This window comes from Methylobacterium sp. D53M (assembly GCF_053345625.1).
Map to the genome: position 1 here is coordinate 25,436 of NZ_JBKFAL010000011.1, position 14,540 is coordinate 39,975.

Annotated in this window: 15 protein-coding genes; 3 read left to right on the forward strand and 12 right to left on the reverse strand. The window is 73.5% G+C overall.

Translation table 11 applies throughout. The features are described from left to right. The first annotated feature begins 27 nt into the window (after positions 1-27). Positions 28-624: an HD domain-containing protein gene (locus ACLBYG_RS16640; RefSeq protein ID WP_447682125.1), complete on the forward strand. Its 597-nt coding sequence runs from the start codon at positions 28-30 to the stop codon at positions 622-624. Positions 625-646: 22 nt separating this feature from the next. Here ACLBYG_RS16640 and ACLBYG_RS16645 read toward each other — a convergent pair whose 3' ends face one another. The 12 genes from ACLBYG_RS16645 to rho all read right to left on the reverse strand — a co-directional run bounded on the left by ACLBYG_RS16645 (position 647) and on the right by rho (position 11,582). Then, positions 647-1,807 (reverse strand): glutathionylspermidine synthase family protein, encoded by a 1,161-nt coding sequence (locus ACLBYG_RS16645; RefSeq protein ID WP_447682126.1) that lies wholly within the window; start codon positions 1,805-1,807, stop codon positions 647-649. Then, positions 1,807-2,529, reverse strand: coding sequence for a DUF1190 domain-containing protein (locus tag ACLBYG_RS16650; protein ID WP_447682127.1), 723 nt, complete (start codon positions 2,527-2,529; stop codon positions 1,807-1,809). Before ACLBYG_RS16650 ends, ACLBYG_RS16645 begins: the two co-directional genes overlap by 1 nt. Positions 2,530-2,536: 7 nt before the next feature. After that, positions 2,537-2,935 (reverse strand): DUF350 domain-containing protein, encoded by a 399-nt coding sequence (locus ACLBYG_RS16655; protein ID WP_020094066.1) that lies wholly within the window; start codon positions 2,933-2,935, stop codon positions 2,537-2,539. A 244-nt stretch (positions 2,936-3,179) separates the two neighbouring features. Continuing rightward, positions 3,180-4,070: a TIGR01459 family HAD-type hydrolase gene (locus ACLBYG_RS16660; RefSeq protein ID WP_447682128.1), complete on the reverse strand. Its 891-nt coding sequence runs from the start codon at positions 4,068-4,070 to the stop codon at positions 3,180-3,182. Positions 4,071-4,186: 116 nt separating this feature from the next. Further along, positions 4,187-5,419 carry an extracellular catalytic domain type 1 short-chain-length polyhydroxyalkanoate depolymerase gene (locus tag ACLBYG_RS16665; RefSeq protein ID WP_091680932.1) on the reverse strand — a complete coding sequence of 411 codons (1,233 nt, stop codon included), beginning with the start codon at positions 5,417-5,419 and terminating at the stop codon, positions 4,187-4,189. Between the two features lie 223 nt (positions 5,420-5,642). After that, complete coding sequence (dnaQ, locus tag ACLBYG_RS16670) at positions 5,643-6,368, reverse strand: DNA polymerase III subunit epsilon (protein WP_447682129.1); 726 nt, start codon at positions 6,366-6,368, stop codon at positions 5,643-5,645. 119 nt (positions 6,369-6,487) lie between these two features. Beyond that, the gene (locus tag ACLBYG_RS16675) at positions 6,488-6,703 is read right to left on the reverse strand and encodes a hypothetical protein (protein WP_447682130.1); all 216 of its coding nucleotides are present in this window, start codon (positions 6,701-6,703) and stop codon (positions 6,488-6,490) included. A 66-nt stretch (positions 6,704-6,769) separates the two neighbouring features. Continuing rightward, the gene (gene coaE, locus ACLBYG_RS16680) at positions 6,770-7,408 is read right to left on the reverse strand and encodes a dephospho-CoA kinase (RefSeq protein ID WP_447682131.1); all 639 of its coding nucleotides are present in this window, start codon (positions 7,406-7,408) and stop codon (positions 6,770-6,772) included. Continuing rightward, positions 7,405-8,253, reverse strand: coding sequence for a shikimate dehydrogenase (locus ACLBYG_RS16685; RefSeq protein WP_447682132.1), 849 nt, complete (start codon positions 8,251-8,253; stop codon positions 7,405-7,407). The genes coaE and ACLBYG_RS16685 overlap by 4 nt, the downstream gene beginning before the upstream one ends. Further along, positions 8,250-9,245 (reverse strand): cation diffusion facilitator family transporter, encoded by a 996-nt coding sequence (locus tag ACLBYG_RS16690; RefSeq protein ID WP_447682133.1) that lies wholly within the window; start codon positions 9,243-9,245, stop codon positions 8,250-8,252. The genes ACLBYG_RS16685 and ACLBYG_RS16690 overlap by 4 nt, the downstream gene beginning before the upstream one ends. Positions 9,246-9,257: 12 nt before the next feature. Beyond that, positions 9,258-9,869, reverse strand: a complete 612-nt coding sequence (locus tag ACLBYG_RS16695) for a Maf family protein (protein WP_427508958.1) — start codon at positions 9,867-9,869, stop codon at positions 9,258-9,260. A gap of 360 nt (positions 9,870-10,229) precedes the next feature. Then, positions 10,230-11,582 (reverse strand): transcription termination factor Rho, encoded by a 1,353-nt coding sequence (gene rho, locus ACLBYG_RS16700; protein WP_447682134.1) that lies wholly within the window; start codon positions 11,580-11,582, stop codon positions 10,230-10,232. Between the two features lie 436 nt (positions 11,583-12,018). On the opposite strand from rho, the gene ACLBYG_RS16705 reads away from it, so the two are divergent. Beyond that, on the forward strand, positions 12,019-12,522 hold the full coding sequence (locus tag ACLBYG_RS16705; RefSeq protein ID WP_012321210.1) for a DUF3429 domain-containing protein: 504 nt from the start codon (positions 12,019-12,021) through the stop codon (positions 12,520-12,522). 384 nt (positions 12,523-12,906) lie between these two features. Then, a complete protein-coding gene (gene hisS, locus ACLBYG_RS16710; RefSeq protein ID WP_447682135.1) occupies positions 12,907-14,454 on the forward strand; it encodes a histidine--tRNA ligase in 1,548 nt (515 codons plus the stop codon). Positions 14,455-14,540: the final 86 nt, after the last annotated feature.

Sequence of the window (14,540 nt, forward strand, 5' to 3'; positions counted from 1 at the left end):
GCGGCGGATCGGGTAGAGGATCGGCCGATGCTCGACGGCCATCCCCGCATCCTGGCTGACCTGCGCGCCCGGCTGGCCGAGCCGCACCAGGTCTATCACGGCCAGGCGCATATCGACGCGCTGCTGGAGGCGTTCCGCGCCCGCCGCGGGACGGTCCGGGATCCCGACGCGGTGGAACTGGCGATCTGGTTCCACGACGCCGTCTACCGGCCGGGCGCCGCGGACAACGAGCGCCGCAGCGCCGCGCTCCTGCGGGCGCTGCCGGAGGGCGCGGTCCCGGCGCCCACGCTGGCGGCGGCCGAGACGATGATCCTGGCGACCGAGCGGCACGCCGTCCCGGACGGTCTCCCGGCCGCGCTCGCCGCGGACGTCGCGCTCTTCCTCGACCTAGACATGGCGATCCTGGGGGCGGCGCCCGCCGCCTACGACGGCTACGCCGCCGGCGTGGCGCGGGAATTCGTCCCGGTCGTGGGCGCGGCCGCCTACCGGCAGGGGCGCGCGGCCTTCCTGCGGGGGGCCCTCGCATCCGGCCGGCCGCTGTTCGTCACCGCCCGGGCCCGGGCGGAGCTGGAGGGGCCGGCGCGGTCGAACATGCGGCGGGAGCTCGCGGCGCTGGGCCGGTGAGCCGCGGCGGCGCGGGACTGGGTCACGGGTCGATGAGGTGCGGCACGAAGCGGGCCCGGTCGGTGGTGATGAGGCCGTCCGACTCGCGCAGGCACAGGCCGGCGGGCCGGTCGCCGACCATCCAGCTGCCGACCAGCGCGCGGCGGCCCGCGAAATCGGGCAGCTCCGCCAGGGCCTGCCGCACGTAGCCCTCGCCGCCGTAGGGCCCCTCGTCGCGCGCCGCGACGGCGCCGTCGCGCACGATCAGCACGTTGGCGCCCTCGCGCCCGTAGAGGGGCTTCTTCACGAAGCTCCGGCCCAGCGCGGCCTTGGCCGGGTCCGCCTCGAAATAGGTCGGCAGCAGGTTGGGATGGCCCGGCGCCATCGCCCAGAGATGGGCCAGCAGCCCCTTGTTGGAGAGCACCGCCTTCCAGGGCGGCTCCAGGAACCGGGTCGTGGCCGCGCCGACCGCGCGGCCGAACGGGTCGGCGAACATCCACTCCCACGGGTAGAGCTTGAACAGGCAGCCGATCGGGGCGCCGGCCGCGTCCACGAAGCGCCCGTCCGCGTCGAGCCCGATCGCCTCGACCGGCAGGAAGGGGGCGGGGCGGCCGGCCTGGAGCGCGCAGTCCTGGAGATAGGCCAGCGTGCCGCGATCCTCCGGCGCGTCGGGGAAGCCCGCGAAGGCGACGCCCTCCGGGGGCGCCACGGCGGCGAGGCGCGCCACCAGCGCCTCGTGCAGGGTGTTGAACTGGTCGGCGCCGGCGGGGAGGCGCCCCCGCGCCAGCCCGTCCTCCAGCCAGAGCCACTGGAAGACCGCGCTCTCGTAGAGGGCGGTGGGCGTGTCGGCGTTGTACTCGAGGAGCTTGGCCGGCCCGTCGCCCCCGTAGCTGAAGTCAAAGCGCCCGTAGAGGCTGGGATCGCGCCGGTCCCAGCTCGCCCGGATCGCGTCCCAGGCGTGCTCGGGGATCCGCAGCGAGGCGAGGATCACCGCGTCCCGGACCGCCCGGTCCACGAAGGCGAGGCAGAGGTCGTGCAGCGCGGCGCTCGGCGCCTCGATGGCGTCCTCGATCTCCGCGAGGCTGAAGGCGTAGTAGGCGCTCTCGTCCCAGTAGGGGGCGCCGTCGAACGTGTGGAAGGTGAAGCCGGCCCGCGCGGCGTGCTGGCGCCAGTCGGGCCGCTCCGGGACCGGCACGCGGCGCATCAGCCGCCCCCGGATCCGCCCCCGAACCCGCCGGCGCGGCCGCTCGAGCCTCCGGAGAACGCCGTCGCACGCCCGGTGCCGCCGAAGCCGCCGCGGCTGATCGTGCGCGGGGTCGCGCTCGTGGTGCGGGCGACCGAGGCGGGGACGTGGACCCGCGAGGCGCCGCCCGCGTAGGCGACCCGCCCGCCCGCACCGGTGCAGTAGCCGCCGCCGTGCCCGGCCGTCGCGGCCCCGGCCTCGTCGCGCTCCTCCTCGGGCGCGTGCGGGTAGAGCGGCTGGACCGGCAGGTCCTGCGCGTCCGTGCGCCCCATCATGAAGGCGGCCATCACCGGCAGGTAGCGGCCGCGCGCGGCCTCCGTGACCTGCGCGCCCGGGGTGCAGCCGCCGGTCCCGTGGTGGCGCTGGCAATCGGCCTCGGTCTCGTAGCGCGGCGCCGTCGCCGCGTAGGTCTCCTGCGCGCTCTTGTAGGCGGCGATGCAGGCCTCGGCGCCGCGCAGCTGCTGGGCGATGCAGGCGCCGAGCGTCCCGTAGACGAGCGCCTCCTCCTCCCGCTGGGACGGGTCGAGGCCGCCGAGCGTCAGCGCGGCCGCGCCGGCACCGGCGACCAGGACCAGCGACACGGCGGCCGAGCGCTTGGAGCGGCGGGTGGCGGCGAAGCCGGTCCCGGGCCCGCCGGCGGCGTCGCCGGAGGCTGCGTCGGGACGTGGCGCGGTCTCCGTCACCAGCGCCTCAATAGGTCATCGAGGCGGCGTTCACGACGCCGCCCGCCAGCGAGGCCGCGCCGAGGAGGATCGCGGCGGCGGCGCGGTCCTCCTCGATGCGCCGTGACAGGTCCGGCACCGCGAGGCGCACGAGCCAGTAGATCGCGATCTGGATCACCAGGGCGATCAGCCCCCAGATCAGGCAGTCGAGCAGCGACCGCGCGTTGTAGATCGCCACCGCCAGCGGCAGGGTGAAGCCGACCAGGCTCCCGCCCAGCGCGACGGCGGCCGCCGTCACGTCCCGGCGGATCAGCGCGAGCTCGTTGTGCGCGGTGGCGAGGGTGTAGATCAGCAGGTAGAGGCCGATCAGCCCGGTCGCGGTGCCGAGATAGAGCAGGAAATCGGGCAGTCCGGAGACCAGGGTCACGCAAGACCCGCCGTCTCGCCGGCCCCGATCGTCGCGCGCGCCGCCATCGGACAGGTCTTCCGGTCGAATCGCCCGACGCGTGAGGCGAATGTCGGGGCTGATTGCTGCGCGCGGGACCGATTCACACGCGCGAATCCACGCAATTTCCCGCGCGGTGTCAAGCTTGTCGGGGATTTCAGGGGGTTAGACTGGCGGCAATACGCGCAGGATCCGTCTCGAAGGGCCCGCCTCGGAGGACCGGCCGTTACCAGACCAGCCGCTCGATCACCGCGTCCGGATGCACCGCCTGCCGGCCGAGCCAGTCCGCCACGTCGCCCAGGCGGTGATGCGCGGCCGTGACGCCGAGTTCCTCCGCGTGGATGCCGCGGGCCACCAGCAGGCTGGCGATGCCGAAGCCGCGGGCGCCGGCGATGTCGGTGCGGATCGCGTCGCCGATCGCCAGGACCCGCGCCGGGTCCACCGGGGCCCCGGTGAGCGCTGCCCCCTTGGCGAGCGCCGCCTCGTAGACCGGGCGGTGCGGCTTGCCGGCGTAGACCACGGGGCCGCCGATCTCCGCGTAGGCCGCCGCGAGCAGGCCCGCGCAGGGGATCAGGCGGTTGCCGCTCTCCACGACGAGGTCGGGATTGGCGCAGATCATCGTCAGCCCGCGGGCCGCCAGGCGCTCCAGCTCTGGCCGGTAATCGTCGGGGGTCTCGCTGCGGTCGTCGAACAGGCCGGTGCAGACGACGAGGTCGGCCTCCGTCTCCGGGACGAGGCTGAGGTCGAGCCCCTGGAAGATTCCGAGGTCGCGCTCCGGCCCGAGATGCCGGATCCGGGCACCCGGGCGCGCGGCGATCAGGTCGTGGGTGAGGTCGCCCGAGGTCAGGATCGCGTCGTAGGCCTCCCGCGGCACGCCGAACCGGTCGAGGATGCGGCCGACGCCGTCGCCGGGCCGGGGCGCGTTCGAGACGAGGACGACCCGGCGCGGCCGCGCGCCCGGGAGGCCGCGGAAGCGGATCAGCGCCTCGCCGGCGGCCGTGTGGGCCTTCTGGCCGTCGTGCAGCACGCCCCAGACGTCGCAGAGGATCAGGTCGTACCGGTCGGCGACCTCGGCGAGGCCCTGGAGGGTCGGGATCGGCGCGGGGGTGGTGCTCATGGGAGGTCCTGGATGCAAAAGGTCCGGGACCTTTTGTGGAGGCGGGGCAGCGCCCTGCGATACAGCAGGGCCGCGCCCTGACAACCCGCCAGCGCGCGCGGCCCTCCGGAAACCCCTTACGGGCGCCCCGCCGGTCCCAGCCGGTGCTCGGCGAAGAAGTCGAGCATCGCCCGGGACGCGTCGGGCCCCTCGGGATCCGTGTAGCTGCCGTCGGGGCGGCCCCCGGACCAGGCGTGGCCGGCGCCGCGCACCCGCCAATCCTCGACCACGACCCGGCCCGCCTCGTCCCGGTAGCGGGTGCGGGTGAAGGGGTGGCCGCGGCCCTCGAAGGTCTCCGACCGCGGCGTCAGCCCGGCGACCTTGGCCTGGGCGAGCACCTGATCGGCGTTGCGCACGCTCACGGTACCGTCGTCCTCGCCGTGGAAGATGATCGTCGGGACGCGGGTGGCGGGCGCGGGCGTACCGAAGGATGTCGGGGTGCCGAGACCGGGGGCGCCGACCTGCATGGCCATCAGCGCCGAGCCGAGGTCCCGGGCGCAGCCGGCCGCGAGGCCCGAATGCACGCCGACGGCGGCGTAGAGATCCGGGTAGGCGCGAGCGATGTTGAGGGCGGCGGCGCCGCCGGCCGACAGGCCGGCGATGTAGACCCGGGCCGGGTCGATCGGGTGCTCCGCCATGATCGCGCGGGTGAGGCCCGCGATGATCGCCGGCTCGCCCGCGCCGCGGCCCTGGTCCCGGGGCTCGTACCAGTTCCAGCAGCGCTGGGCGTGGGCCTGGCGGCTCTGGGCCGGGTAGGCCACGAACACGCCGGCGCGCTCGGCGAGGGTGTTCATGCCGGTGCCGGCGGCGAAATCGTCCGGGTTCTGCGTGCAGCCGTGCAGCATCACGATCAGCGGCGCCGCCCGGTCCGGGTGGCTCGGGATGAACAGCTTGTACTCGCGGGTGCCGGCGGGCTCGGCATGGGTCAGGGACACGAAGCGGCCCCCGGTCCCGCCCGCCCGGTCGGCGGGCGGCGGGGCCGGCGACCGGAGCGGGTTGCCCAGGCCCTTCAGCACCGGCGCGAGCCCGCGCACGACCTGCCCCACCACCTCGCGCATCCGCGTCCCGGACTCCGCCGCGGGACTGCGCGTCTCGGCGGCCGGCGCGTCGCGGCGCGCGGGAGGCTGCGGCGCGGCCGGCGGATCGGCGGGCGGAGCCTTCTGCCCCCCGAGGCTGCGCTGGATGAGGGCGGTCGCCTCCTCGAGCCGGCCGAGGCCGGTCAGGCGGGTGGCCTCGATCATGTCGGCGAAGGGTGACGGGCCGGTCTTGTCGTCGCGCTGTCCGTCGCGACTGCCGAAATCCTCGGTCATGCGTGCGCGCCTCACTGCCTCAGCATCTCCGTCACGGCCGGATCCGGCGCGCCCGTGCCTCCCCCGAGGGAGTGCACCGTCACCGCGCGGGCCAGCCTCCGTCACCCCGCGAGAGGCTCCGTCGACGGCGTTTTGTGCATTGCAATAAACACCCCTGTGCGATGCGGCAACAGCCGGCGGCGCGCGGCAGGCGTGCGGATCGGAGAGCGGGACGGACCGGCGATCAGGCCGGATCGTCCGCCCCGATATACTCGGCCCAGATCGCGGCAGGACCGAGGCTCGCGCGGAAGCTGTCGTGCCGGGCACGCTCTGCATCCGTGAGGCGAGACCGGTAGGGGCGGGGCGCCGCCGGAGCCGCCGACGCCAGGGCCGCCGATCCGGCCACGGGGGCGGCCGTCGCGGCCTCCAGGAGGCCGAGGCTGGTCTGCTTGCCGCCGAGCAGCTCGACGTAGACCTCGGCCAGGATCTGCGCGTCGAGGAGTGCCCCGTGCTTGGTGCGCCGGGTGTTGTCGATGCCGTAGCGGCTGCAGAGGGCGTCCAGGTTGTTGGCCGCGCCCGGGTGCTTGCGCCGGGCCATCGGCAGGGTGTCGACGACGTCCTCCAGCTGGATCGGCGGCGGGGCGTTCGCGCCGAGCCGGGCGTATTCCATGTTGAGGAAGCCGACGTCGAAGGGCGCGTTGTGGATCACGAGCCGCCCGTCGGCCAGGAAGGCCAGCAACTCGCCGGCGATCTCGGCGAAGAGCGGCTTGTCGGCGAGGAACGCGTCGGACAGGCCGTGGACGTTGAAGGCGCCCTCGGAGACCGGCCGCTGCGGATTGCAGTAGCGGTGGAAGGTCCGGCCGGTGGGGATGTGGTTGAGGAGCTCCACCGCGCCGATCTCGATCAGCCGGTCGCCTCCCTTCGCCTCCGTGCCGGTGGTCTCGGTGTCGAGGACGATCTCGCGCAGCATGGGTCTCGCGACTCGCGGGGGGGTGGGGGCGGACCCTAGCGGGATAAGCCCGGGCGGTTAACCCGCCCTGCACGGCCGTCCCCGTCCATCACCGTCGACCAACCGTCGAGCGCCTCGCCCTACCGAGAGGTGTTGCGGTAGACGCAGACGGGTCCCCGGTCCTCGTAGCCGCCCGGGCAGACGGTGACGCAGGCGCCGGCCGCGAACTTCTTCGGCGGCGGGCAGCTGGCGGCGTACTGGGCCTGCGCGGGCCCGGCCGCCAGCAGCGCGAGAAGGGTCGCGGCCCGGATGCCGCCCGACCGAATGCGACAAATCCCGCCCCAGCGCCGCGCCATCACGTCCATCCTGCCGTCCGTATTCCCCCCGGAACACAACCGCAGATATTCAATCCTCCGGGCGTTTCATCCGTCGCCGCGGTGCGGCGGCGCACGGTGCGCCGTCAGTCGCTCGACGATCCGCGCGACCGCGGCCTCGGCGGCGGCGAAACCCCGGCCCGTGTCGATGACGAAATCTGCCCGGGCGCGCTTCTCGGCGTCGGGCATCTGCTTGGCCAGGATCGCCGCGAAGGCCGCCTCGGTCATGCCGGGACGGGCGAGCACCCGGTCGCGCTGGATCTCGGGCGGGGCGCTCACCACCGCGACCGCGTCGCAGCGGCCCTCGCCGCCGGTCTCGTAGAGGAGCGGGACGTCGAGGACGACCAGCGGCGCCGCCGCGTGCCGCGCCAGGAAGTCCGTGCTGGCCGCGCGCACCAGGGGATGGACGATGGCCTCCAGCGCCGCCATCCGGTCGGGCGCGTCGAGCACCGCGGCGCGCAGCCGCGCCCGGTCGACGCCGCCGCGATCGTCGAGCACGCCGGGAAAGGCCGCACCGATCGCCGCGGCGGCCGCGCCGCCCGGCCCGTAGAGGGCGTGGACGGCGGCGTCGGCGTCGTGGACCGGGACGCCGCGCTCCGCGAACATCCGGGCCGTGGCCGACTTGCCCATGCCGATCGAGCCGGTGAGCCCGAGGATGACGGGTCCGGATCCGGCCTTCGGGGTCATCCGGCGAGGTCCGCCACGATCCGGTCGCGCAGCTCGAGGGTGACGGCGGGGCGCGGGCCGAACCACGCCGCGAAGCCCGGCACCGCCTGGTGCAGCAGCATGCCGAGCCCGTCCACGGCGGCGAGCCCCCGCCGCCGCGCCGCCGCCAGGAGCTCGGTTTCCAGGGGCGCGTAGACGATGTCGGCCACGGCCGCGTCCGCCGGCAGGAGCGACAGGTCGACGGCGAGGGGCGGCTGGCCCTTCATGCCCAGGGACGTGGTGTTGACGAGGAGGCCTGTCTCGGGAAGCGCCGCCGGCAGGTCGTCCCAGGCGAGCGCCGCGCCGACGCCCGGCGCGAGGGCCGCCACCGCCTCGGCCCGGGCCGCGGTGCGGTTGGCGACCCAGACGCGCCGCAGGCCGCGCTCGGCGAGCCCGACCACGATCGCCCGCGCCGCGCCGCCGGCGCCGAGCACCAGGGCGGTGCCGCCCGCCCGGTCCGGCCAGGCCGCGCCCAGGCTGTGGTCGAGATGGGCGCAGAAGCCCGGCGCGTCGGTGTTGTCGCCGCGGATCCGCCCGTCCGGCCCGACCACCAGGGTGTTGACCGCGCCGATGGTTTTCGCCCGCGGCGTGAGCGTGTCCACCAGCGCGAAGACCGCCTCCTTGTGGGGGATGGTGACGTTGCCGCCCCGGTAGCCGGACGCGGGCAGGGCGCGGATGAAGTCCGGAAAGGCCTCCGGGGCCACGTCGAGCCGCTCGTAGGAGCCCGGGATCCCGTGCACGGCGAGCCAGTGGCCGTGGATCAGCGGCGAGCGCGAGTGGGCGATCGGGTGGCCGACCACGAAGGCGCGGGGCTGGGCGCCGCTCACGCCGCGCAATCCTGAGCGAGGCGGCAGGCCGGGCCGCCGGCCTCCTCGACCTGGAGGGTGGCGTGGCCGATGCCGAACCGGTCGCGCAGGCCCTCGGCGGTCTCGGCGAGGAAGCCGTTGCCGGGCTGGCGGTGGGCCTGATGCCCCTCCTGCATCACGAGATGGACCGTCAGGGCGACGCTGGTGGTGCTCATGGGCCAGATATGCAGGTCGTGGAGGCCGGCGACGCCCGGCCGCTCGAGGAGGAAGCCGGTCACCGCGTCCGGGGAGATCTCCGGCGGCACGGCGTCGAGGGACATGGCCACGCTGTCGCGCAGCAGGCCCCAGGTCGCCCAGACCACCAGGGCGGCGATGACGAGGCTGACCGCCGGGTCGAGCCAGGCGAGGCCGGTGAGCTGGATCACGAGGCCCGCCACCACGACCCCGGCCGAGACGGCGGCGTCGGCCACCATGTGGAGGAACGCCCCGCGGACGTTGATGTCGCCCTTGGCGCCGCTGGCGAAGAGCCACGCGGTCAGGCCGTTGACCAGGATTCCCACCGCCGCCACCACCATCACGGTCGTGCCCGCGACGGGCTCCGGGTGGACCAGCCGGACCAGCGCCTCCCAGATCACCGCCCCCATGGCGATGAGCAGGAACACGGCGTTGAACAGGGCGGCCAGGATCGAGGAGCCGCGGTAGCCGTAGGTGAAGCGCGCGCTGGCGCGGCGGCGCACCAGGATCGCGGCGATCCAGGCCGCCGCGAGGCCCAGCACGTCCGAGAGGTTGTGGCCGGCATCGGCCACCAGCGACATGGAGTTGCTGAGATAGCCGTAGGCCGCCTCGATCACCACGAAGGCGGTGTTGAGCACGATGCCGATGGCGAAGGCCGTGCCGAAATCCTTCGGCGCGTGCGCGTGGCCGCCGAGGCCGCCATGGGCATGACCGCCCTGGGCGTGGCCGCCGTGGGTATGCCCTCCGTGGCCGCCGTGCGAATGGTCGTGTCCCGCCAAGGCGGTACTCCCTCAGAAAGCCAGAAGCCCGGCGGCGCGCAGCCGCGCGAGGAGCGGCAGAAGCGGCAGGCCCAGCACGGTGCTGTGATCGCCCGCGACCGATTCGAACAGGTGGATCCCCGGCCCCTCGAGCTGGTAGCCGCCGACGCTCGCCCGCACGCGCTCCGCGCCGGCGCAGTCCACATAGGCCGCGATCGCCCTTTCATCGAGGGGGCGCAGGGTCAGCCGCGCGGTCTCCACGAAGGCGTCCTCGACCACCCCGGCCAGGACCACGGCGGAATGAAGGGCGTGGGTGCGCCCGGACAGACGGGCGAGCTGCGCCCGGGCCGACGCGCCGTCGGCCGGCTTGTGGAACACGGTGCCGTCGAGGTCGAGCACCTGGTCGGCGCCGAGGACGATCCGCCCGGGATGGCGCGCCGCCACCGACTCGGCCTTGGCGCGGGCGAGGTGCAGGGCGAGGTCGGGCGGGGACAGGCCGGCGCTCGCCGCCTCGAGGGCGCGCTCGTCAACGTCCGGGGCGGCGGTCTCGACCGGCAGGGCGGCGCTCTCCAGGAGGAGGCGCCGGGTCGGGCTGGTCGAGGCGAGGAGGAGCGGATCCGGACCGGTCCAGGGCGAGCGGGGCATCGCGCCAGTGTCACGGATCCGGGGATCGGTGCAAGCCGGGCTGCGACGAGCCCCGCCGCCGGGATGGACCGGCCGGCGGGGCTGTCGCGGGGCCGATACGCTACCTGGCGCCCGGATGGAACCTTGGCAGAGGCCGGTTAGGAGACGGTCAACGGCCCGATCGGGCCGGAATCGCGTTTCGTGCCGCCGCGGGACAGGCGTCCCGCACGGCGGGCGCGACCCCCGTCCCATCCGCTCCCCGATCCTGAGGGACCGGAGCGCAGCGACGTGACCCAGGCCAGCGCGCGGCTTGCCACCGCGGCGCTGCCTGGATCGCTCCGCTCGCGGGGACGGCGGCGATGCCCGCGGCCGGGGACGGCCTCAGGTGTTCATCGAGTCGAAGAAGTCGCCGTTGCTCTTGGTCTGGCGCAGCTTGTCGAGCAGGAACTCGATCGCGTCGGTGACGCCCATCGGGTTGAGGATGCGGCGCAGCACGTAGGTCTTCTTGAGCGAGTCCGGCGGGACCAGCAGCTCCTCCTTGCGGGTGCCCGAGCGGGTGATGTCGATCGCCGGGAAGATGCGCTTGTCGGAGACCTTGCGGTCCAGGATGATCTCGGAATTGCCGGTGCCCTTGAACTCCTCGAAGATGACCTCGTCCATGCGCGAGCCGGTGTCGATCAGCGCCGTGGCGATGATCGAGAGCGAGCCGCCCTCCTCGATGTTGCGGGCGGCGCCGAAGAAGCGCTTGGGCCGCTGCAGGGCGTTGGCGTCGACGCCGCCGGTCAGCACCTTGCCGGAGGACGGCACCACGGTGTTGTAGGCGCGGCCGAGGCGCGTGATGGAATCCAGCAGGATCACCACGTCGCGCCCGTGCTCCACGAGGCGCTTGGCCTTCTCGATCACCATCTCGGCGACCTGCACGTGGCGGGTGGCCGGCTCGTCGAAGGTCGAGGCGATGACCTCGCCCTTCACCGAGCGCTGCATGTCGGTGACCTCCTCGGGCCGCTCGTCGATGAGCAGCACGATCAGGTAGCACTCGGGGTGGTTGAGGGTGATCGACTGCGCGATGTTCTGCATCAGCACGGTCTTACCCGTGCGCGGCGGCGCCACGATCAGGGCGCGCTGGCCCTTGCCGATCGGCGCCACGATGTCGATGATCCGCGGCGAGAAATCCTTCTTGGTCGGGTTGTCCAGCTCGAGCTTGAACCGCTTCGTCGGGAAGAGCGGCGTCAGGTTGTCGAAGTGGACCTTGTGCTTGATCTTCTCCGGATTCTCGAAGTTGATCGTGTTGACCTTCAGGAGCGCGAAGTAGCGCTCGCCGTCCTTGGGGCCGCGGATCGGGCCCTCGACGGTGTCGCCGGTCCGCAGGCCGAAGCGGCGGATCTGGGTCGGCGAGATGTAGATGTCGTCGGGGCCGGGCAGGTAGTTCGAGTCGGAGGAGCGCAGGAAGCCGAAGCCGTCCTGCAGCACCTCGACGGTGCCCGAGCCGATGATCTCGACCTCCTTGGCAGCGAGCTGCTTCAGGATGGCGAACATCAGCTCCTGCTTGCGCATGGTCGAGGCGTTCTCGACCTCGACCTCCTCGGCGAAGGCCGTCAGGTCGGTCGGCGTCTTCGACTTGAGGTCCTGGAGCTTGACCTCGCGGACGCCCTCGAGGGCGGCGGGCATGGTCGGCGCGTCGGCCGGCTCCCCGGTCTCGATATCGTCGGCGAGGGCGTCGGGATTTGGCGTCATGGGGGTATCTTGCAACCGACGGAGGTGGTGGGAGGGCCGGTTCAGTGCCAGGTGCCCGGGGGATGGGCACCGGAGAGCGGGCCGCGCTGCGGCGAGGGGCCCGGGGTCAGGTTGGCGAAACCGATGAGGCAGGACCCTCGCGGCTCACGGGCGCGCTGCGGCGCAGACCTTGTGATGAGGGCCAGACACAGATAACGCCTTTCTCGCCCGCACTCAAGGGCCCGGACATTGGCCCGGGACGCCGACGGGGACGCGGGCGACCGGGTGACGCGTTTACGGACCGGCGGGGCCTCGCCGGAGCGCCGCGGCGGCGCTACACGGACCGCGTCGAACCGGGCCCGGACCCGGGTTTCGGAACCGGGCCGGCGCGCGGCCGTTCCCTGTCCCGGTGCTGCGGCGCAGCAGACCGTCGAATCGAGAGTTCCCCCAGACCGCCATGCGCGACGACGCCACCGGACGCACCCTCACCACGCACGAGCCGCGCCGGATCCCCTGGCTCGAGATCGTCTTCGGCTTCGGCCCGATGCTGCCGATCGCCGTCGGCACCGCCGTGGCGTGGTGGCTGAACGGCAAACCCCTCGACTACCTCGTGGCGCTGTTCACCCTGCTTTACGCCGCCTCGATCCTGCTGTTCCTGGCCGGCGTGCGCCGCGGCGTCAGCTTCCGGACCGAGGGCGGCCCGCAGGTGTCGCAGATCGTCACCATGCTGGTCCTCTACGGCCTCGGGCTGGGCAGCCTGTTCGCGGCGGTGATGGGCAAGGCGGTGCCGGCCCTCGCGATGCTGATCCTCGGCTACGCGGCCATCGGGATCCTCGACCCGATCGCGGCGCGCGCCGGCGAGGTGCCCCTGTCGCATGCCCGCCTGCGCCCGCTGCAGATGCCGATCGCCGTGGTGAGTCTCGCGGCACTGCTCTGGCTCAAGCTGACGGCGCCGTACTGAGGTCTTTAGGTCCGGGTGAACCGCGCCCTGTGCCGGACCAGTGGAGCGAAGCGGAACCCGATCCGGAAAAAGGCGCATCGGCGCGTGCGGAGTTCCGGCAGGGTTCCGCTTCACCGCTCCGGTCGATGCGCTCTTTCCGTCATCACGAGCGCAGCGACGTGACCCAGGGCGGCGCGACCTCGACAAGCGTGGCGCTGCCTGGATCGCTCGCTCCGCCCGCAAGGACGACATTGCTGGATGATCGGGCGGCCAGAGCGCCCGCAAACCGAATTCCCCTTTCGCCCGGCATGCTCTAGAGCCCGGCCGCAGGATCTCCGCCCGCCGGAGACGATCGAAGATTCGATGCGGGACCCGGATTCCGGGTCCGCGAGAGCGAATGCGCCCATGTCCAAGCCCGAGACCCCGAAGGCCGAGAAGGCCGAGACCCTGAAGCCCCGCCTGCCGCGCGGCTTCGTCGACCGCCGCGCCGGCGAGATCGCCGCGCAGGGGCGGATGCTGGAGACGATCCGCAGGAGCTTCGAGCTCTACGGGTTCGAGGCCCTGGAGACGCCGTTCGTCGAGTACACAGAGGCCCTGGGCAAGTTCCTGCCCGACCTCGACCGTCCGAACGCCGGCGTGTTCTCGTTCCAGGACGACGACGAGGCGTGGCTGTCGCTCCGCTACGACCTGACGGCGCCGCTGGCCCGGTTCGTGGCCGAGAACTACGACGGGCTGCCCAAGCCCTACCGGAGCTACCGGGCCGGCTACGTGTTCCGCAACGAGAAGCCGGGGCCGGGCCGCTTCCGCCAGTTCATGCAGTTCGACGCCGACATCGTCGGCGCCGGCAGCGTCGCGGCCGATGCCGAGACCTGCATGCTGATGGCCGACACGCTGAACCGCCTCGGGCTCGGCGGCCAGTACGTGGTCAAGGTCAACAACCGGAAGGTGCTCGACGGCGTCATGGAGGCGATCGGGCTCGCCGGCCCCGACAAGGCCGGCCAGCGCCTCACGGTCCTGCGGGCGATCGACAAGCTCGACCGGCTCGGCGTCGACGGGGTGCGCGACCTGCTCGGGTCCGGCCGCAAGGACGAGAGCGGCGACTTCACCAAGGGCGCGGGCCTCGACGCCACGGCGATCGGCCGGATCCTCGCCTACGTGTCGTTCCAGGCCGATGCCGGCGACGGCGCCGACAAGGTGGCGTTCTGGGAGAAGTTCTTCGCCGGCTGGCACGAGGCGGTCGGCGACTCGGAGACCGGCCGCGAGGGCATCGCCGAGCTGCACGCGATCATGCGCCTCTGCGCCGCCGCCGGCTACGGCCACGACGTGATCCGGGCCGATCCGAGCGTGGTGCGCGGCCTCGAGTACTATACCGGCCCGGTCTACGAGGCCGAGCTGACCTTCCCGGTCACCAACGAGGACGGCCAGACCGTGCGCTTCGGCTCGGTGGCGGGCGGCGGGCGCTACGACGGCCTCGTCGGGCGGTTCCGGGCCGAGCCGGTCCCGGCCACCGGCTTCTCGATCGGCGTCTCGCGGCTGTTCTCGGCGCTCCAGCTCGTGGGCAGCCCCCTGATCGCCGGCGCCGAGGCTCCCGGGCCGGTGGTGGTGCTAGTCCTCGACCGGGAGAACATGGCCGATTACCAGCGGCTCGTCGCGCTCCTGCGCGCCGACGGCATCCGGGCCGAGCTCTACCTCGGCGCCGCCGGCATGAAGGCGCAGATGAAGTACGCCGACCGCCGCCGCGCGCCCGTGGCGGTGATCCAGGGCTCGAACGAGCGCCTGGCCGGCGAGGTCCAGATCAAGGACCTGATCGAGGGCGCCCGGGCGGCCGAGTCCATCGCCAGCAACGCCGAGTGGAAGGCCGCGCGGCCCGCGCAATTCTCGTGTCCCGAGGCCGACCTGGTGGCGCAGGTCCGCGCCGTGCTGGCCCGGCATTTTCCGTCAACGGAGATCTGAGACACTCGCGCATCGAACCGTAAGTCGAACCGCACGTCGAACGCAGAGGCTCCGGCGGCGTTGTCGTCGGTCGGTGCCGCGGAGAT

Excerpts from the sequence above, each read along its gene's own strand:
- ACLBYG_RS16640 (WP_447682125.1), top strand. The coding sequence starts at position 28 with ATGCTCGACGGCCATCCCCGCATCCTGGCTGACCTGCGCGCCCGGCTG.
- ACLBYG_RS16645 (WP_447682126.1), bottom strand. The coding sequence starts at position 1,807 with ATGCGCCGCGTGCCGGTCCCGGAGCGGCCCGACTGGCGCCAGCACGCC.
- ACLBYG_RS16660 (WP_447682128.1), bottom strand. The coding sequence starts at position 4,070 with ATGAGCACCACCCCCGCGCCGATCCCGACCCTCCAGGGCCTCGCCGAG.
- ACLBYG_RS16665 (WP_091680932.1), bottom strand. The coding sequence starts at position 5,419 with ATGACCGAGGATTTCGGCAGTCGCGACGGACAGCGCGACGACAAGACC.
- dnaQ (WP_447682129.1), bottom strand. The coding sequence starts at position 6,368 with ATGCTGCGCGAGATCGTCCTCGACACCGAGACCACCGGCACGGAGGCG.
- ACLBYG_RS16675 (WP_447682130.1), bottom strand. The coding sequence starts at position 6,703 with ATGGCGCGGCGCTGGGGCGGGATTTGTCGCATTCGGTCGGGCGGCATC.
- coaE (WP_447682131.1), bottom strand. The coding sequence starts at position 7,408 with ATGACCCCGAAGGCCGGATCCGGACCCGTCATCCTCGGGCTCACCGGC.
- ACLBYG_RS16695 (WP_427508958.1), bottom strand. The coding sequence starts at position 9,869 with ATGCCCCGCTCGCCCTGGACCGGTCCGGATCCGCTCCTCCTCGCCTCG.
- rho (WP_447682134.1), bottom strand. The coding sequence starts at position 11,582 with ATGACGCCAAATCCCGACGCCCTCGCCGACGATATCGAGACCGGGGAG.
- ACLBYG_RS16705 (WP_012321210.1), top strand. The coding sequence starts at position 12,019 with ATGCGCGACGACGCCACCGGACGCACCCTCACCACGCACGAGCCGCGC.
- hisS (WP_447682135.1), top strand. The coding sequence starts at position 12,907 with ATGTCCAAGCCCGAGACCCCGAAGGCCGAGAAGGCCGAGACCCTGAAG.